The organism is Roseateles chitinivorans, from assembly GCF_050632145.1.
Taxonomy (GTDB): Bacteria; Pseudomonadota; Gammaproteobacteria; order Burkholderiales; family Burkholderiaceae_C; genus Roseateles; species Roseateles chitinivorans_B.
Window position 1 is genome coordinate 6,412,158 of sequence record NZ_CP192577.1, and the last position, 17,181, is coordinate 6,429,338.

At 69.3% G+C, this 17,181-nt stretch carries 13 protein-coding genes, 2 tRNA genes and 2 pseudogenes; 5 read left to right on the plus strand and 12 right to left on the minus strand.

The genetic code is table 11. The features are described 5' to 3' along the window. Positions 1-18 precede the first annotated feature (18 nt). The 3 genes and pseudogenes from ACQ86G_RS29475 to ACQ86G_RS29485 form a co-directional block, all read right to left on the minus strand. On the minus strand, positions 19-1,668 hold the full coding sequence (locus ACQ86G_RS29475; RefSeq protein ID WP_431258576.1) for a substrate-binding domain-containing protein: 1,650 nt from the start codon (positions 1,666-1,668) through the stop codon (positions 19-21). Continuing rightward, a pseudogene (locus tag ACQ86G_RS29480) lies at positions 1,665-3,001 on the minus strand (toxic anion resistance protein). The gene ACQ86G_RS29475 and the pseudogene ACQ86G_RS29480 overlap by 4 nt, the downstream one beginning before the upstream one ends. Then, complete coding sequence (locus ACQ86G_RS29485; RefSeq protein ID WP_431258577.1) at positions 2,956-4,080, minus strand: hypothetical protein; 1,125 nt, start codon at positions 4,078-4,080, stop codon at positions 2,956-2,958. The pseudogene ACQ86G_RS29480 and the gene ACQ86G_RS29485 overlap by 46 nt, the downstream one beginning before the upstream one ends. Positions 4,081-4,441: 361 nt before the next feature. Between ACQ86G_RS29485 and ACQ86G_RS29490 the strand changes: the two genes are divergently transcribed. After that, complete coding sequence (locus ACQ86G_RS29490; protein ID WP_431258578.1) at positions 4,442-4,969, plus strand: Csu type fimbrial protein; 528 nt, start codon at positions 4,442-4,444, stop codon at positions 4,967-4,969. A gap of 64 nt (positions 4,970-5,033) precedes the next feature. Here the strand turns inward: ACQ86G_RS29490 and ACQ86G_RS29495 are convergent, their stop codons facing one another. The 5 genes and pseudogenes from ACQ86G_RS29495 to ACQ86G_RS29515 form a co-directional block, all read right to left on the minus strand. Continuing rightward, a complete protein-coding gene (locus ACQ86G_RS29495; protein ID WP_431258579.1) occupies positions 5,034-6,188 on the minus strand; it encodes a diguanylate cyclase domain-containing protein in 1,155 nt (384 codons plus the stop codon). Between the two features lie 294 nt (positions 6,189-6,482). Beyond that, positions 6,483-6,559, minus strand: a tRNA-Val gene (locus ACQ86G_RS29500). Positions 6,560-6,663: 104 nt separating this feature from the next. Further along, positions 6,664-6,740 (minus strand) — tRNA-Val (locus tag ACQ86G_RS29505). A 117-nt stretch (positions 6,741-6,857) separates the two neighbouring features. Then, positions 6,858-9,131: a RelA/SpoT family protein gene (locus ACQ86G_RS29510; RefSeq protein ID WP_431258580.1), complete on the minus strand. Its 2,274-nt coding sequence runs from the start codon at positions 9,129-9,131 to the stop codon at positions 6,858-6,860. 45 nt (positions 9,132-9,176) lie between these two features. Continuing rightward, a pseudogene (locus ACQ86G_RS29515) lies at positions 9,177-10,042 on the minus strand (alpha/beta fold hydrolase). 48 nt (positions 10,043-10,090) lie between these two features. Between ACQ86G_RS29515 and ACQ86G_RS29520 the strand changes: the two are divergent. Next, entirely contained in the window at positions 10,091-10,861 is a 771-nt protein-coding gene (locus ACQ86G_RS29520) for a 3-hydroxybutyrate dehydrogenase (RefSeq protein WP_431258581.1), read from the plus strand. A gap of 36 nt (positions 10,862-10,897) precedes the next feature. On the opposite strand, the gene ACQ86G_RS29525 is transcribed toward ACQ86G_RS29520, so the two are convergent. Continuing rightward, complete coding sequence (locus ACQ86G_RS29525; protein WP_431258582.1) at positions 10,898-11,635, minus strand: SIMPL domain-containing protein; 738 nt, start codon at positions 11,633-11,635, stop codon at positions 10,898-10,900. 237 nt (positions 11,636-11,872) lie between these two features. On the opposite strand from ACQ86G_RS29525, the gene ompR reads away from it, so the two are divergent. Beyond that, the gene (ompR, locus tag ACQ86G_RS29530) at positions 11,873-12,601 is read left to right on the plus strand and encodes an osmolarity response regulator transcription factor OmpR (protein WP_431258583.1); all 729 of its coding nucleotides are present in this window, start codon (positions 11,873-11,875) and stop codon (positions 12,599-12,601) included. Positions 12,602-12,605: 4 nt separating this feature from the next. Beyond that, complete coding sequence (locus ACQ86G_RS29535; RefSeq protein ID WP_331613380.1) at positions 12,606-13,931, plus strand: ATP-binding protein; 1,326 nt, start codon at positions 12,606-12,608, stop codon at positions 13,929-13,931. Between the two features lie 64 nt (positions 13,932-13,995). On the opposite strand, the gene ispF is transcribed toward ACQ86G_RS29535, so the two are convergent. From ispF to ispD, 3 genes are read right to left on the minus strand one after another with little or no spacing between them, the layout of a single operon-like run. Beyond that, entirely contained in the window at positions 13,996-14,487 is a 492-nt protein-coding gene (gene ispF, locus ACQ86G_RS29540) for a 2-C-methyl-D-erythritol 2,4-cyclodiphosphate synthase (RefSeq protein WP_431258584.1), read from the minus strand. 49 nt (positions 14,488-14,536) lie between these two features. Continuing rightward, complete coding sequence (gene map, locus ACQ86G_RS29545; protein ID WP_431258585.1) at positions 14,537-15,292, minus strand: type I methionyl aminopeptidase; 756 nt, start codon at positions 15,290-15,292, stop codon at positions 14,537-14,539. After that, positions 15,289-16,038, minus strand: coding sequence for a 2-C-methyl-D-erythritol 4-phosphate cytidylyltransferase (ispD, locus tag ACQ86G_RS29550; protein ID WP_431258586.1), 750 nt, complete (start codon positions 16,036-16,038; stop codon positions 15,289-15,291). The genes map and ispD overlap by 4 nt, the downstream gene beginning before the upstream one ends. Positions 16,039-16,097: 59 nt before the next feature. On the opposite strand from ispD, the gene ACQ86G_RS29555 reads away from it, so the two are divergent. Further along, complete coding sequence (locus ACQ86G_RS29555) at positions 16,098-17,156, plus strand: RNA methyltransferase (RefSeq protein WP_431258587.1); 1,059 nt, start codon at positions 16,098-16,100, stop codon at positions 17,154-17,156. The last annotated feature ends 25 nt before the right edge of the window (positions 17,157-17,181 follow it).

The following is a 17,181-nucleotide window of genomic DNA, read 5'->3' on the forward strand; positions in this document are numbered from 1 at the left end:
GCGGGCGTTCCGGCGCGTTCACTGATAGCCGCGGATCTCGCGGAAGACCTGCGCCAGACGCGAGTGGCGTCCGTCGAATTCGCGTCCGCCGGTCATCTGCGCGATCCGCTTCATCTCGTCGACGTTGCCCTCGCCGAACAGGATGGGGAACACGCGCGCCGGCGCGCCCTGCCCGTAGCGCGAGCGGAACGCGGCGAAGGACATCCCGCTGTTGCTCTCGCCATCGGTGAGCAGCGCGATGCTGACGAAGCGGTCCGGATGCTCGCGCGATTCCTGCGCGGCCAGCTCCAGCGCCGCCGACAGCGCCGAATACACGGCGGTCCCGCCGCGCGGCCGCAGGCCGTCGGCGACGGTCGCCAGCCGGGCGCGCGAGCCGTCGATGTCGCCGGCCTCGAAGGCCACCAGCACCGGGTCGCTCACATGGTCGTCGAACGGGATGAGGAACACGCGCTCGCGTCCCTGGAAGGCGGTGAGCCGCGCGCTGGCCGTCGCCTGCGACGCGCCGCTGAGCACCTTCAGCGCCTCGCGCATCAGTTCGATGCGATCGCCCTTCATCGAGCCGCTGATGTCCAGCACGAAGATGGACGTCGACGGCTTGCGCCAGGTCGACTGGTAGGCCGTGAGCACGGCGTCGATGACCTCGAGCCGGTTCGGGAAGGAGAGCTCCGCGATCGCCGCCGTCGGCAGCGCCGACGCGGTCGCCACCTGCGCATTCGCCGGCCGCAGGAAGGCCGGCCCCAGCACATCGCGCTGGAAATCCGCCGCCTTCAGCGCGGCGACCAGCTGGTTGTACGGTGCGCGCCGGTCCTCGCGCAGCAGCATCAGCGGGTAATCGGCCGAGATCATCCCGTCGCGGGGATAGACCAGCGTCAGGCGCTGGTCCTGCGCCAGCTTCTCGTTGGCGCGCAGGATCACGGCCTCGTAGTTCACCATCGCGTCGATGGCGCCGGGGTCCATCGTGAAGGCATCGGCCAGCCAGCCCGAGCTGCCCGCGGTCAGCCGCTGGCCCGACAGGAAGGCGGTGATGACCTTCGCATCGACATCGGACGCGGCCATGTCCTCGGTCTTGCCCGAGGACGCGGCGGCGACCGCGAAGAGCGCGCTCATGCCCGAGTTCGAGCTCGCCGCATTGGTCATCGCATAGCGCAGCCTGCCGGTGCTGGCGGCCTTGGCGATGTCGGCCCAGGTCGGCGCGCGTGAACCCCAGCCGAGTTCGGTCACCTTGGCCGCGTTCACGCCGAGCGCGATGCGGGAATAGAAGAGCTTCTCGCGCGCCAGCGGCGGCGTCTGCAGGGCCAGCGACGGATAGGCACCGTTGGGCGGCAGGATCGCGTCGAAGCGTTCGCCCGCGTTGATCCGCTCGACGATGTCCAGCGTCCCGGCGTAGCTCATCTTCACCGTCACGCCGGCCGCTCGCCCGGCTGCGACGATCGCCGGCTCCAGGTCCTTGACCTCGGAGCCCGCCAGCACGGTGAAGGCAGCCTCGGCGTCCGCCCCGCCGGTCGCGTCGGCGTTCGGCGCGTCGGGCTCCCGCTTGCCGCAGCCGCCGAGCGCCAGCGCCGTCGACAGCAGCGCCGCCCACAGCAGCGTGAAGGACAGACAACCGGACAGCCAAACGGGAAGCCAGCCGGGCAGCCAGCCGACCGCCGGGCGGCGCGCGCCGCTCACAGCGACACCTCTCCCGACGCCTGCAGCGCCGCGGCGGACTCCTGGCGCCGGACGCGGTCCAGGTAGGTCCGGCTCTTGGCGACCTCGTCGGACAGCGTGTCCACGGTCGTCTGCATGGACGCCAGCGCCTTCGTCTTGAAGTCGGCGATGGTGTCCATCGTCTGGTAGATGTTGGTGAAGGCCAGCTGCAGCTTCGCGATCTCGATCGTGCTGGACGCGGCCTGCTGATGGATCGCGGCGCTCTGGTCGCGCAGCATCTCGCTGGTGCCGGCGATGAGGTTGCCCGTCGTCGTGTTGAGCGCCGAGATCTGGTCCAGCACCAGCTTCTGGTTGTTGAGCGCCTGCGCGACGATGACCGCCGTGCGCAGCGCCGAGACGGTCGTCGTCGTCGCCCGGTCGACGCCCTTCACCAGTTCGAGGTTGTTCTTGCGGATCAGGTCCAGCGCCAGATAGCCCTGGATGTTCACCGCCTGCTGCGTCAGCAGGTCCGTCACCTTCTGGCGCGTGTAGAACAGCATCTCCTCGCGGACGACGCGGGCCTTCTCGCCGTCCGAGATCTCGAGTTCGCGCGCCTTCGCCTCGAGCTGCCCGTCGAGCGTGCGGCCGATGTGGATGTACTTCTCCAGCCGCTCCATCAGCGTCCAGAGGTTGACCTTCTCCTGCTCGATGGCGGCGTTGTCGCGCAGCAGTTCATCCTTGCCCCCTTGAGCGCCTCGATGATGCCGTTGAGGTGCGACTGCGAGGACTGGTAGCGGTCGAAGTAGTCGGCCAGCCGGTTGCCCAGCGGGATGAAGCCGAGCAGCTTGCGCGCGGAGAACAGGTCGCCCTGGCGCGAGGGGTCGAGGTCCTCGACCGTGCGGCGCAGGTCGACCAGCGACTGGCCGATCTGCGCGCCCTGGTCGAGCAGCCCGCTCTTCAGCGATCCGACGGGCCGGTCCAGCATCCGGTTGGACGCGGCGGACGCGGCCTCGATGTCCTTGCTGCCCATCGCGTGGATGCGTTCGACGGCCTGCTTGAAGGTCGGATGCTGGCTGTCGTGCGTCGTGATGTCATCGATGAACTGGCGGACCTGGCCGTCGAGCTCGGCAACGTCCTCCGGCTTGAGCCGGACCTTGCCCGCGACGGCCTCGGCGGGCACGACCTGCACCGGCGCGGGCGGCTCCAGCGTGAAGGACGGCGGGGGCTGCAGCCCGTCGAGCGCGGCGTTGCCGGTCGACGTCTCGGTCGCGCGCGGAGTCGGGTTCGGGGTCTGGGAAGCGGTCATGCGGTCCTCCTCGGGATGAAGCATCACTTGAACCGGGCCTCGACGCCCTGGATCATGCGTTCGAGCCATTCGTGGCTGGGCGGGTCGACGACGTCGACGAGCACCGGCGGCACCTTGACGCCGCGCCGGGCCCAGGTCTCCGGGCCCTTCACGTCGCCGCCGGTACGGAAGCCGTATTCATGCGCGAGCTCGCGCAGCTGGGGGTCGGTGTCGAGCGCCTCGCCCAGGCGGGCGCCCTTCTCGTTGTAGGGCACCAGCACATGCTTGGAATACACGGTCGGGCGCGGGTAGAGCACGACCATGTCGCCCTTGAGCCGGTCCGGATTGCGCAGCCAGAACTCGACCATCTGCGACTCGTAGGCCGCCAGCAGCGGCGCCTTGCCCATGCCCAGCGCCAGGTAGTCCTCGAACGGGCCGGCGGAGCTCTGCTCCTGGAAGCCCTGGCGCAGGAACAGCGGCGCGACAAGCGGCAGCACCTTGTCGACTTCCTCCTGGCTCTGGACGATCTGCTGCTGGTTGGCCAGGTAGCTGGCGAGCGCCAGGTACATCGCCGCCGAGTTGGAGGTGCGCACGTCGGTGGAGTTCACCAGCACCGCCTTGCCGGTGGCGAAGGCCTCGCTCTTCTTGAGGTCGCGCCAGCGGGCGTTCTGCTCGATCAGCGTCATCAGCCGCTGGAGGTCGACGATGTAATAGAAGTCGCCCTCGCGCTGGGCGATGCCGTTGGCGACCAGGATCTCGGCGATCGGTTTCCAGCTGGCGAAGACGATCGGCGTATAGAAGGGCGTGTAGACGTTGGCGGCCTTGGCGGCCGTCTTCAGCTGCTGCCCCGCCGGCGCGCCCGACGGGAAGCCGAAGTCGTACTTCGCGGCGTCGAAGCGGCCGGCGATGGCGCGCGAGCCGGCCTTCTCCACCGTGACGCTCAGCCCCCTGGCCGCCAGCGCCTGCTGGACGCGCGGGTCGTTGAAGAACGCTTCCTTCTCCGAGCCGATCAGCCCGCGCAGCGTGACCTGCCGGTCCCGCTCCTGCTGGGCGCTCACGGCGGCGACCTTGTCCTGGCCGAGCCTGGCGTTGGAGAACCAGACGCCGCCGCCCACCGCGGCGAGCAGCGCGATCGCCAGCACGGGGGCGACCAGTTTGCGGATGTCCAAGGTGACGAGCCCCTGAGAGCGCGTGGAAGCTCACGCTGCCGGGGACGATATCGCCGGGTGATGACGGAAATATGTCACACGACTGTCACGGGGCAGGCCGCCTCGATGCGGATGAAAGACTGGGGGCAGCGAGTGATGGTGGGGCCGGAATGATGCGAGGGGTTCGCGGACGCGATGCCCCTTGCATCGTGGAGTGCCCGCGCTTGGCAGACCGGGGTCCGTTGAGTTCCCCAGCCGACAGCTGTGGGCAGATTCCCTACACCGCGGTGCGGGTCCCGCCCGACCCCTGGTACCGCTATCGGCTTCTGTTGGTAACGAGGCGTGAGAACGAAGATTCATTCATCGCAAACAGGGGGCCAACATGAACACGATCTCGAAGCAAGCCAGCAAGTTCAAGCACATCGCCATCGGCCTGGGCCTGGCGGTTTCCGCCGCCGCGGCAGCCAACGCCACCACCGCGCAGAACACCTTCCAGGTGACCGCGACGATCACCAGCTCCTGCACGGTGTCCGGTTCGGCGCTGAACTTCGGCAGCGCGATCGACCCCCTGGCCGCCGGTGTGCCGCTGGACGCCTCGTCCACGCTGACGGTCACCTGCTCCAACACGACGCCCTACGCGGTGTCCCTGAACGCCGGCGCGAACGCGGGCGGTGCGTCCAACTTCACGTCCCGCACGATGAAGAGCGGCGCCAACACCCTGGGCTACCAGCTCTACATGGATTCGGGCCGCACGACCGTCTTCGGTGACGGCACCGCCAGCTCCAGCACCAAGAGCGGCACCGGCAGCGGTTCCGCGCAGTCGATCAGCGTCTACGGCCGGGTGCCGTCGCTGGCCGGCGTGGTGCCCGGCTCGTACACCGACACCGTGACCGTCACGATCACCTACTGATCCCGATCCGGGGCCCGGTTCCGCGCCCCCGGGCAACGGACCTCGGACGGCACCCAAGCTCCGTTCACGCCCGCAGGGGCGCACGGAGCTTTCTTCTTTTCTTCTCTTCGTAGGACATGTCGTCCGCGATCTCCAGCAGGCGCTCGTAGCTGGTCCGCCCGTCGCCGACGGCGTAGCCGATGGAGGCGCCCACGGAAACCGTCCCGCCATCGATCGCGATGGGTTCCGTCAGGGCCTGCAGCAGACGCTGCCGGATCTGGGCCAGCCGGAATTCGTCCGGCGCGCCGGAGAGCAGCAGGACGAACTCGTCGCCGCCGACCCGCGCCGGGAGGTCACCGTCGCGGCACTGCGCCCGCAGACGCTGGCCCACGGCGCGCAGCACCGCGTCGCCGGCGGCATGGCCGTGGCGGTCGTTGACCGGCTTGAAGTCGTCGAGATCGAAGACGATCACGCTGATCGGCTGCCCGGCCAGCTCCCGCGCCCGGCGCTCCAGTGAGCGTCGGTTGGCCAACCCCGTGAGCGGGTCCGTGTCGGCCGTCGTGGCCAGATGCGTCATGTCGCGGTCGCTCGCGCGCACCAGGCGGCTGGCGTAGCCGATGGTCCAGAGCGTGAACGCGATGAACAGCGCCGCGAGCGCCAGGGCCGAGCGCTTGACCGACTGGAGTCCGCGCTCCTGCCCGGCCTGACGGGATGCGAGGAGGGAGCGCTCGGTGCGCTCCATCGTGTCGAGGAGCTGGCGCAGCCGCTTCGAGGCGTCGTTGGTGATGCGCGCGTCCAGCCCGTGACGCAGGGCTTCGGCGCCGTCGCGATCCCCGATCACGGCGGAGGCCAGGTACCAGCCGGTGATCTCGAGGGTCTCCGACCTCACCTCCGCGGCGACACCCAACTGCGCAGGGTTGTCCTGGACCAGCGATTCCAGCTTCTCCGCCGTCTGCCGGGCATCCCCGGCGGCGGCCCGAAGCCGCTGCAGCGCTTCAGCCTGCGGCACCAGCGCGAAGTTGCGCAGCGCGATGCCGCCACGTAGCAGGCCGGAGCGCAGCTGATTCAGCTGGTCGAGGACTTCGTGGGTGTGGGCGACCAGGTCGTTTGCGTCGCCGTAGCGGCGGGCACTGTCGACCAGCACGCCGGCGGCGCCGATCACCAGGACCAGCGCCACCGCCTGGGACAGCTGCAGGACGCGCGCGATGCGCCGGAGCAAGGGGTTGGAGACGGTCGCCAAGAGCGTGTGCGGGTGCAGGAATCGCGGCATCCTAGCGCCGGGATCCTCCCGCAGGAGGCCGGAAAAGCGCGCCCTTTGCCGGCCATCACGGTCATCGCACAACGCGCGCAGGCAAGCCGCAGGGAAGCTCTGGACTGCGGCAGAACAACGGTAGAAAAAACCGAAGCCACGAACGAGGCCAAAGACGAGGCCACAAAGCGAAACGCCCGCTGGAGGCGGGCGCACAAAGCAGAACGCCCGCTTGCGGCGGGCGTTTGCTGAGGTCTCGGGTCCCGGAGGACCTTCTACCAATTCTGGTAGGCGCGATTGGATTCGAACCAACGACCCCCACCATGTCAAGGTGGTGCTCTAACCAACTGAGCTACGCGCCTGAAAAACTCGGCCGACGGTGGTCAACCCGCCGGTCCGTAAAACAAATCGCCCGTTGAAGCGGGCGATCCGTCTGAGGTTGTCCCTGAGGACTGCCTACCAAATCTGGTAGGCGCGATTGGATTCGAACCAACGACCCCCACCATGTCAAGGTGGTGCTCTAACCAACTGAGCTACGCGCCTGGAGAAGCCTCGCAGTATAAGCCGGATTTTCAGGTCCGTCCAGGAAGCTGCGGCAAAAAGAACAGCAGTCGCACGGCGTCCTCGACAAGACCGCGAGCGGCAGACCCTGAGAAGACGTCAGCGACGCCGCGCGCTGCGGATGCCCGAGACCTGGGAAAGCGCCACCAGCGTCTGCTGCAGGCGCTGCGCGTCGCTCACCTCGACGGTGAAGTTCATCCGCGACAGGTCGTTGCGCAAGGGCTTGCCCTTGCCGCTCTGCTGGTTCACCGAGATCACGTTGAGCTTGTCCTTCGCGAACAGCTCCAGCACGTCGCGCAGCAGTCCGGGCCGGTCGGTGGCCTCGACGACCAGGTCCACCGGGTACATCGCGCCCTTGCCCGCCCGGTCGGGCGCGGGCTCGCCCCACGCGACCGCGATCACGCGCTCCGGCGCCGACTGCGCCATCTGGCGCAGGTTGGCGCAATCGCAGCGATGGATGGCCACGCCCTTGCCACGCGTCACGTAGCCGGTGATCGGATCGGGCGGTGCCGGCCGGCAGCAACGTGCGAGGCTCGTCAGCAGCGAGTCCACGCCCACCACCAGCACGCCGCCCTTGGGCGTGCGCCCTTCCCCGACCGCGCCCTTCGTGTGCCGCTGGACGAGCAGCTCTTCCTCGTCCGCCTCCGGCACCGGCGGGCGCAGCAGCGTCTCGATGTTGCGCAGCGAGTACTCGTCCTTGCCGACGACCTCGAACAATGCTTCCGCGCTCTTGAAACCGAGCCGGCCCGCCAGGTCATCGAGCTTGATCGCCGTCTTGCCTTCACGCTGCAGCAGCTTCTCGACGAGCTCGCGGCCCTTCGAGATCGTGTGCGTCTGGACCTGCGCGTTGAACCACGCCCGCACCTTCGCCCTGCTGCGCTGGCTCTGCAGGTAGCCGAGCTCCGCGTTCAGCCAGTCCAGCGACGGGCCGCCCTCCTTCAGCGCGACGATCTCCACGGTCTGGCCGCTCTGCAGCGGTGTGTTCAGCGGCACCATCTGGCCGTCGACCTTCGCGCCGCGGCAGCGGTGACCCAGGTCGGTGTGCACCGCATAGGCGAAGTCCACCGCCGTCGCCCCGGCGCACAGTTCGACCACGTTGGCCTGCGGCGTGAACACGTAGATGCGGTCGTCGAAGCTGGCATCGGTCTCGGCGACGTAGTCACGTTCCCAGGCGAGCAGCTGCCGCAGCACCGCCTTGCGGGCCTGCGCGACCTGTTCCTCGAACTCGCCCGCCGCGCTCACGCCGGCATAACCCTTCGTGCCCGCCTCCTTGTAGGCCCAGTGCGCCGCGACGCCGTGCTCGGCATGCTCGTGCATCTCGCGCGTGCGGATCTGCACTTCCATCGGGCGGCCGTCCGCGGCGATCACCACCGTGTGCAGCGACTGGTAGCCGTTGGGCTTGGGACGCGCGATGTAGTCGTCGAACTCGCCGTCCACCGGCCGGTAGCGCTCGTGCAGCTGCGCGAGCACCGCGTAGCAGTCCGCCACCTCCGGCACGACGACGCGCAGCGCGCGCAGGTCGAAGACGCGCTCCAGCGTCAGCCCCTTGCCGCGCATCTTCTTCCAGATGCTGTAGAGGTGCTTGGGCCGCCCCTGCACCTGCGCCTCGATGCCATGGCCCTGCAGTTCGCGCTCGAGCGCGGCTCGCACCGACTCCACCGACTGCTCGCGCTCGACGCGCTTCTCGTGCAGGCCCTTGGCGAGCTGGTGGTAGTGCTCCGGCTCCAGGAAACGGAAGGCGAGGTCCTCCAGCTCCCACTTGATCTGCCAGATGCCGAGCCGGTTGGCCAGCGGCGCGAAGACCTGCAGCGACTCCGCCGCCAGCTCGCGCGGGCACGGCGTCTTGCTCGCCGCGAACCAGCGCAGCGACTGCAGCCGCGACGCCAGCCGCAGCAGCACCACGCGCAGGTCGCGCGAGAACGCCAGCAGCATCTTGCGCACCAGCTCGGTCTGCTCCTGCCGGCGCTGCTCCTCGACGCGCGCCTCGCGCGCCGCGCGCTGGATCTGCACCAGCCGGCGCGTGTGCGCGACCAGGCTCGCGTCGCTCTCGCCGAACGCCTTGGCGACGATCTCTTCCGGCTTGTTCAGGTAGTCGCCGGCGTACACCAGGTAGGAGGCCGCCTGCATGGACGGCGCCGCGCCGACGCCCGCCAGGATCGCCGCCACGCCGTCCGCGTGGTCGAGCGCCGGCTCGCCGGTGCCCAGCAGGTGATCGGCCAGCAGTGGTTCCGCGAACGCGCGGGCGCGTCGCACCGGATCGGCCGTCTCTTCGGCGCGCGGCTGCGCCGCCGGCAAGCGGTGAGGCAGGTCCCCGTCCAGCAGGGCCACGATGGGCGCCGCCTGGTCCTGCCGCAGCCCCAATTCCGTCTTCATTCGTCGTTCATCCGTGTCGTCGGGGGCGCGAAGGCCGCCGGGACGTCATCCGCGGGCCAGGAACTGCTCCACCACGCGGATCTGTTCGTCATGCACCAGCGTCGGCGCGTGGCCGACTCCGGGGAACTCATGCAGCTCGGCGCGCGGCCGCGCTGCGTCATCAATTCGGCGGTCGTGCGCGTCAGCAGGTCCGAGTCGCCGCCGCGCAGCAGCAGCGTCGGGCATCGCACCGCGTCGTAGGCCGCCCAGAGCTGCGCCTCGCCGGCCTTCGCCAGTTCCGGCGTCAGCCCGGCCAGGCCCTGGCCGATGCGCGGGTCGTAATGCAGCCGGCAGCGATCGCCGTCCGGTTTGAACATCGCCCGCGACAGCGCGAGCCACTGGTCGTCGGTGTGCGGTCCGAAGCTCTGCGAGATGCCGCGCAGGTAATCCGCGCCCTGCTGGCAGTTCTCGAACTGCGGCGCGCGGCCCAGATAGCTCGCGATGCGCTGCAGCGCGACGAACTCGATCGTCGGACCCACGTCGTTGAGGACCAGCCGCTTGATCGGGCTGGCCGGCATCGCCGCCAGCGCCAGGCCGATCAGCCCGCCCATCGAGGTGCCCAGCCAGTCCACCTGCCCCACGCCCAGACGGGCCAGCAGCGTGACCATGTCCGAGACATATTGAGGCAGCTGGTAGTTGCGCGGATCGCCCAGCCATTCCGACTCCCCGCGCCCGACGACGTCCGGGCAGATGACCCGGAAACGGCCGCTCAGGCGCTGCGCGATGACGTCGAAGTCACGCCCCTGCCGCGACAGCCCGTGCACGCAGACCAGCACCCGCGGGTTGTCGGCCTGCCCCCACTCCCAATACGCGACCTGGTGAAGGCCGCAAGGGCTCAGCGCCTGGACTTTTTTCAACAAGGGTTCAGACATCGCTCGTATCCTTTGTCCCCATCCTAACAACCCTGAAGAGGACGCGGCATGTTGAAAGGCAAGACGGCGCTGGTCACCGGCTCCACGAGCGGCATCGGATTGGGGATTGCCCTGACCCTGGCCAGGGAGGGCGCGAACATCGTGCTCAACGGCTTCGGCGACCACGCGGGTCCGAAGGGGCAGGTGGAAGCGCTCGGCGTGAAGGTGGGATACCACGGCGCCGACATGAGCAAACCCGCCGAGATCGAGGCCATGATGGCCTACATCGACCAGGAGTTCGGCGGCTGCGACATCCTGGTGAACAACGCCGGCATCCAGCACGTGGCCAATGTCGACGAGTTCCCGCCGGAGAAGTGGGACGCGATCATCGCGATCAACCTCAGTTCCGCCTTCCACACGATGCGCCTGGCGCTGCCCGGCATGAAGAAGAAGCACTGGGGCCGTGTCGTGAACATCGCGTCGACGCACGGGCTGGTGGCGTCCGCGGGCAAGTCGGCCTATGTCGCGGCCAAGCACGGGCTGGTCGGCCTGACGAAATCCGCGGCGCTGGAAACCGCCCTGCTCCCCGTCACCGTCAATGCGATCTGCCCCGGCTGGGTGCTGACCCCGCTGGTGCAGAAGCAGATCGACGACCGCTCGGCCAAGGAGGGCCTGGACCCCGCCGAGGCCAAGCGTCAGCTGCTGGCCGAGAAGCAGCCTTCGCTGCAGTTCACGACGCCCGAGGAACTCGGCGCGCTGACCGTGTTCCTGTGCTCGGACGCCGCGGTCAACGTGCGCGGCCAGGCCTGGGCGATGGACGGCGGCTGGACCGCGCAGTGACCCTCCATGGCGCCTCCACGGAGGCTCGCTGGAGCCTCACTTCGTCATCAGCACGTTGCCGTTGACGTTCACCGTGACGGTGGCCTTGCCGGACTCGGTCGGCAGGGCCTCGTCGGCGGACGCGCCCATGGCTTTCATGCGGGCCATCGGCGCCGCCATCATGGCCATCGGCTGGTCGGCGTTCACGCTGACCTCGCCGATGCGATAGCCGGAATAGCCGAACTGCTTCGCATAGACGGCGGCCTTGGCCTTGTAGCTGGCGATCGCCTGACCGACGACCTCGTCCTCGGCCTTCTCGCGCGCTTCGCGCGACAGTCCGTAGCTGACGTTGGCGATGGCCAGCGACTGGATGCGGCCGCTCAGCTTGGAGATCGCCTCGATGTCGCGGCCCTGCACCAGCAGTTCCACGCTGCCCTGCCAGCCGGTGATCTGCGGCCCGGCGTTGGAGCCCGCCTTCGGCTGGCCGTAGCGCGGATAGACCGACAGGTTGCCCGCCTGCAGGTCGACCTGCCCCGGCTTGGCGACCTTGCGCGCCTCGGTCAGCGCGGCATCCAGGGCCTGCTTGAGTTCGTTCTGGACGGCGGCGGCCTCCTTGCCCTCGCGGGTGGTGGAGAAACGCAGTTGCAGCAGGTCGCGGGCCACCTCGGTCGTGGCCGAGGCGGACAGCGAGAGCACGTCGGCCCGCACGGCCTGGGCCTGCGCCATCACGGGCAGGACCGCCACCGCGCCGGCGGCGATCAGGGTGCGGGCGAGGATCTTGGAGCTTCGGATCATTCGGGTTCCTACGGAGAGTCCAGGTGGGAACCAGCATAACGTGTGAGGAAAGCGTCACGGTTGACCGGAACCGGACGCCGTTCATCCGCCTTTTTGAGTCATTCATCGACCTCACCAAGGGGAATGGGCCGCCTTGTTACAAAAGATGTAACTATTCAGTAAGGACTGATGCATCCCGCAAACAGGCCGAAAAACTGCCCTTACAGTCCCGCTGTTACAAATTCCGAGGTGGCCGCCATGCAATCCACAACCCGCCCCAACCGCGTCCTGGTCGTGGACGACGACGCCCGCATCCGCGACCTCCTGCGCCGCTATCTGGCCCAGGAGGGCTTCGAAGTCCTGCTCGCCGAGGACAGCAAGGCGCTGAACAAGCAGCTGACGCGCGAAACCGTGGACCTGATCGTCCTGGACCTGATGCTGCCCGGCGAGGACGGCCTGTCGATCTGCCGCCGGCTGCGCGCCGCCGGCGACAGCACGCCCATCATCATGCTGACCGCCAAGGTCGAGGAAGTGGACCGGATCGTCGGCCTGGAAGTCGGCGCCGACGACTATCTGGCCAAGCCCTTCAACCCGCGTGAACTGCTGGCCCGCATCAACGCGGTGCTGCGCCGCCGTCCGCCGCCGGAAGCCCCGGGTGCGCCGTCCAAGGAACCGATGACGGTCCAGTTCGGCCCGTTCGAGTTCGACCTGGCGCTGCGCCGCCTGGCCAAGAACGGCGAACCGGTGCCGCTGACCACCGGCGAGTTCTCGATGCTGAAGGCCCTGGTGCGCCACCCGCGCCAGCCGCTGTCGCGCGACAAGCTGGCGATGCTGGCCCGCGGCCGCGAGTTCGAGCCGTTCGACCGCAGCCTGGACGTGCAGGTCTCGCGCCTGCGCAAGCTGCTGGAAGAGGATCCGGCGCAGCCGCGCTTCATCCAGACGGTGTGGGGCGTCGGCTACGTGTTCGTTCCGGACGAGGCGGCCTGATCCCGTGGCACCCCCGCGTCTGGCGCTGAACCTGTTCTGGCGCACATTCGCGCTGCTGGCCTTGCTGCTGGCGGCGGGCGTGCTCGCCTGGCAGCAGACCTTCAAGGCCCTGGAGGCCGAACCCAAGGCCCTCGAGGCGGCGCAGCAGCTGGCCGGCCTGGTGAACCTGTCGCGCGTGGCGCTGTCCAGCACCGACGCGATCAACCGCGTGGCGGTGGTCAAGTCGCTGGCGCGCAGCGAGGCCGTGTCCGTGGAAGTCGCCGAGGCGACCGACCGCTGGCTGCCCTACGAGAACTCGCCCTTCGCCCAGCGGCTGCGCAAGGAGCTGGTCTCGCGGCTCGGGCCGCAGACGGTGCTCGCGAGCGGCCTGAACGGGGTGCCCGGGCTGTGGGTGAGATTCGACGTCGGGCCGGACCAGTTCTGGCTGCAGACCAACCCGGCGCCGCTGCAGGCCAACATCTCCAGCAACTGGTGGTGGATCGCGATCGCGCTGGGCGCGTCGCTGCTGGGCGCGGCCGCGATCGCGCGCCTGATCAACCAGCCGCTGCGCGAGCTGTCGATCGCCGCGAGCCGCATCCGCGAGGGCGAATACGACTCGCGCCTCGACGAAAGCACCCTGACCAGCGAGATCCGCGAGGTCAACATGGGCTTCAACCGGATGGCGCGCGAGCTGGCCAAGATGGAAGAGGACCGCAGCGTGATGCTCGCGGGCATCTCGCACGACCTGCGCACGCCGCTGGCGCGGCTGCGGCTGGAAGCGGAGATGAGCGTCAACGACGAGCAGGCGCGGACCTACATCGCGCAGGACATCGACCAGCTCGACGCGATCATCAACAAGTTCATGGACTACGCGCGTCCGAGCGAGCTGCAGCTGCAGGCGCTCAACCTGCGCGAGCTGGTGGAGCGGGAGGCGCAGGGCTTCCGCGATCCGCAGCAGATCCAGATCAGCGTGCGGCTGTCCGCGGCGCTGCGCATCTGGACCGACCCGACCGAGCTGGGCCGCATCCTGCTGAACCTGTTCGAGAACGCGCGCCGCTACGGCCATCACGGCGACGAGCCGACACGCGTGGAAGTCACCGCCGAGGCGGACAGCGCCTGGGTGCTGCTGACGGTGCGCGATCACGGGCCCGGCGTGCCGCCGGACAAGCTCGCGAAGCTGACGACGCCGTTCTACCGCGGCGACACCGCGCGCACGGCGGCGACCGGCGCCGGCCTGGGCCTGGCGATCGTCGAGAAGTCGGTGCAGCGCCTGGGCGCGCAACTGCGCCTGGCCAACGCCGACGACAGCGGCTTCGTCGCGCAGCTGCGGCTCAAGCGCGCGAGCGTCTGACCGCAGTCAGCCGGCCTTTCTTGCTCCCTCTCCCGCAAGCGGGAGAGGAGTCCGAGCGAGCGATTCAGTCGGCAGCGCGGACAAGCAGGCAGACGGCCCGCGCCTCGATCGCCTTCAGCTCGCCGACCGGCCCCATCTTCTCCGCCGTCTTCGCCTTCACGTTGATCTGGCCGGCGTCGATGCCCAGCACCTCCGCGAGCCGCTGGCGCATCAGCGGGATGTGCGGCGCCATCTTGGGCTGCTGCGCAATGATCGTGCTGTCGAGGTTGCCGATCACCCACCCCAGGTCCTTCACGCGCCGGTAGGCCTCGGCGAGCAGCACCATCGAATCGGCGCCCTTGAACTCGGCCGCGGTGTCGGGGAACAGCTTGCCGATGTCGCCCAGCGCGGCGGCGCCGAGCAGCGCATCGGTGATCGCATGCGCGAGCGCGTCGGCGTCCGAATGGCCCAGCAGGCCGTGCGTGTGCGGAACCGTGATGCCGCCCAGGATCAGCGGGCGGCCGGTGACGAGCTGGTGGGTGTCCCACCCCTCGCCGATGCGGAAATTCAGGACCATGTGGATGTCGCGTTGACTGCGGAAAGCGGGCGGATCGAAGGAGCCGGGCTCAGTGCGGCAGCGCGTTCGTCACGACGATTGGCCCGTTGCGGGTGACGATCATCGTGTGCTCGAACTGCGCGGACAGGTTGCCCTTGACGCCGGAGAGGGTCCAGCCGTCGGCCTCCTCGTCGACCCAGCGGCTCTTGGTCGACAGGAAGGGCTCGATGGTGATGACCATGCCTTCGGTGAGCACGCGGGTGTCGTTGGCGTCGTAGTAGCCGGGGATGCTCTTGGGCTCCTCGTGCAGCGAGCGGCCGACGCCGTGGCTGCAGAGGTTCTCGATGATCTTGAACTTGTGCCCCCTGGCGACGCGCTCGATCGCATGGCCGATGCGGTTGAGCCGCGCGCCGGACTTCACTTCCTTCATCGCCTGTTCGAGCGCGTACTGCGCGGCGAAGACGAGCTGCGTCTTGGTCGGCGTCGTCGGCGGGACGATGCGCGTGCCGCCGGTGTCGCCGAAGTAGCCGTTCAGCTCGGCCGAGACATCGACGTTGACGACGTCGCCCTTCTGGATCACGCGGTCGCCGGGGATGCCGTGCGCGGCCTGCTCGTTGATCGAGATGCAGGTGGCGCCGGGGAAGTTGTACATCACGCGCGGCGCGGACTTCGCGCCGAACTCGGTCAGCCAGCGCTCGCCCATCTGGTCGAGCTCCAGCGTCGTCATGCCGGGCCGGATCGCGTCCAGCATGCGGCGCAGCACGGTGGCGACGGCTTCGCCGGCGGCCTTCAGGCCCTGGATATCGTCATCGGATTCGACAGTCATGCGCGGCTCCTCAGCAGGCGTTCGGCCAACGCGAAGTCGGCGGGATAGGTGACCTTGAAATTCTCCATGGAGGCTTCGACCAGCCGGGGCGCGTGGCCGAGGGCCTCGATCGCGCTGGCCTCGTCGGTGATGCCGTCCAGCGGGCCGGCCAGCGCGGGCATCAGCAGGCCGAGGCGGAACATCTGCGGCGTCTGCGCGGCCCACTTGCCGCGACGGTCGACGGTGGCGGCGACGCGCAGCGACGGCGACGCGCCGGGGTCCGTGCCCGGGCTCGCGGCCACCGCGTCCTTGAGCGTGTCGGCCACGGGCAGTGCGAGCAGGCCGCCGACCTCGTCGTCGTCGCAGGCCGCGATCAGCGCCTCGACCCATTCCGGGCGGAGCAGGCAGCGGGCGGCGTCGTGGACCAGCACCCAGTCATGCGGTTGGGCGCCACGTTCGCGCAAATCCTGCAAGCCGGCGGCGACCGTGTCGGCGCGCGTCGCGCCGCCGGTGCGCGCGATCCAGCCGCGTTCGCCTTCAAAGCCGGGGACGGCGGATTCGAACTGGTCATCGTCGGGCGAGAGCACGACCAGCGTGGCCTCGATGCGAGGGACGGCGCCCAGCGCCGCCAGCGTGTGCGCGATCATGGCGCGGCCGGCGAGCGGGACGTACTGCTTGGGGCGGTCGGCGCCGGAACGGCTGCCGACGCCCGCGGCCGGCACCAGCGCGAAGCAGCGCGGCGCGAGACCGATCGGAAAGGAACTCATGGGGTCGATTGTAGGGATCGGCGAAACTCCAGCCTTCAGCCGCCCCTGCTCCGAATGCCGTGTTCGCCATCGCCGACATCCACCGCCGCCTGAGCGCGCTCGGCGCCAACGAGGCGCACGCGGGGCGCGTGCTGCGTCACTGGGTCCAGGCCCGGCCGCTGACCGAGGGCCGACGCAAGCTGGAGCACTATCTGCCGCAGGCGGTGCGCGACGCGCTGCCGGCGCTGATGGACGAGCTGCACGGCCTGGCCACGCTGATCGAGCGCCATCCGGGCGAGGACGGCTCGGCACGGCTGCTGGTGGGACTCAAGGACGGCCTGACCGTCGAGAGCGTGCTGCTGCCGCGCGACGGCCTGTGCGTGTCGAGCCAGGTCGGCTGCGCGGTGGGTTGCCGCTTCTGCATGACCGGCAAGGACGGCCTGCTGCGGCAGGTCACGAGCGCCGAGATCGTCGCCCAGGTGGCGCTGGCGCGGCGCGAGCGCGCGGTGAAGAAGGTGGTGTTCATGGGCATGGGCGAGCCGTCGCACAACCTGGAGGCGGTCATGGAAGCCATCGAGCTGCTGGGGCTCGAAGGCAACCTCGGCCACAAGAACCTGGTGTTCTCGACGGTCGGAGACCTGCGCGCCTTCGAGCGCCTGGCCGCGGGACCGGTGAAGCCGGCGCTGGCGCTGTCGCTGCACACGACCAAGCCGGACCTGCGCCGCGAACTGCTGCCTCGTGCGCCGCGCCTCACGCCGCGCGAGCTCGTCGAGGCGGGCGAGCGCTACGCCCGCGAGACCGGGTATCCGATCCAGTACCAGTGGACGCTGATCGACGGGGTCAACGACGGCGAGGATGAACTCGACGGCATCGTCGAGCTGCTCAAGGGCAGGTACGGCGTGCTGAACATGATCCCGTACAACAGCGTGCCCGAGCTGCCGTACGCGCGGCCGGACTGGGACAAGGCGCGCGACATCGCCCGGCGGCTGCACCAGCGCGGCGTGCTGACGAAGCTGCGCGATTCGGCCGGGCAGGACGTCGACGGCGGCTGCGGGCAGTTGCGGGCGCGCAGCCTCGACGTGGCGCCGGTATCGATGCGCGAGGCCCGCCGGTCGATTCCCATCGCCTCGGCGGGCTGAGCCGGCGTCGGCGCCAGCGCGCGCG

Bases quoted from the DNA above. Each gene is read 5' to 3' on its own strand.
- ACQ86G_RS29490 (WP_431258578.1), top strand. From the start codon at position 4,442: ATGAACACGATCTCGAAGCAAGCCAGCAAGTTCAAGCACATCGCCATC.
- ACQ86G_RS29510 (WP_431258580.1), bottom strand. From the start codon at position 9,131: ATGAAGACGGAATTGGGGCTGCGGCAGGACCAGGCGGCGCCCATCGTG.
- ACQ86G_RS29520 (WP_431258581.1), top strand. From the start codon at position 10,091: ATGTTGAAAGGCAAGACGGCGCTGGTCACCGGCTCCACGAGCGGCATC.
- ACQ86G_RS29525 (WP_431258582.1), bottom strand. From the start codon at position 11,635: ATGATCCGAAGCTCCAAGATCCTCGCCCGCACCCTGATCGCCGCCGGC.
- ompR (WP_431258583.1), top strand. From the start codon at position 11,873: ATGCAATCCACAACCCGCCCCAACCGCGTCCTGGTCGTGGACGACGAC.
- ispF (WP_431258584.1), bottom strand. From the start codon at position 14,487: ATGGTCCTGAATTTCCGCATCGGCGAGGGGTGGGACACCCACCAGCTC.
- map (WP_431258585.1), bottom strand. From the start codon at position 15,292: ATGACTGTCGAATCCGATGACGATATCCAGGGCCTGAAGGCCGCCGGC.
- ispD (WP_431258586.1), bottom strand. From the start codon at position 16,038: ATGAGTTCCTTTCCGATCGGTCTCGCGCCGCGCTGCTTCGCGCTGGTG.